Source organism: Robertmurraya korlensis (assembly GCF_023715225.1).
In the GTDB taxonomy this organism is placed as follows: Bacteria; Bacillota; Bacilli; order Bacillales; family Cytobacillaceae; genus Robertmurraya_A.
In genome coordinates, this window is record NZ_JAMBNS010000182.1 from 1 (window position 1) to 253 (window position 253).

A 253-nucleotide genomic window follows, 5' to 3' on the forward strand; every position below is an offset into this window, starting at 1 on the left:
GTATTATGTCTTGCTTACGCAAGCATATTTCCTTAGAAAGGAGGTGATCCAGCCGCACCTTCCGATACGGCTACCTTGTTACGACTTCACCCCAATCATCTGTCCCACCTTAGGCGGCTGGCTCCTTGCGGTTACCCCACCGACTTCGGGTGTTACAAACTCTCGTGGTGTGACGGGCGGTGTGTACAAGGCCCGGGAACGTATTCACCGCGGCATGCTGATCCGCGATTACTAGCGATTCCAGCTTCATGTA

General features: G+C 53.8%; 1 rRNA gene. It reads right to left on the minus strand.

Annotated elements, in window-relative coordinates:
• Positions 1-36 precede the first annotated feature (36 nt).
• Positions 37-253: ribosomal RNA gene (locus M3175_RS24780) — 16S ribosomal RNA — on the minus strand; the annotation flags it as partial.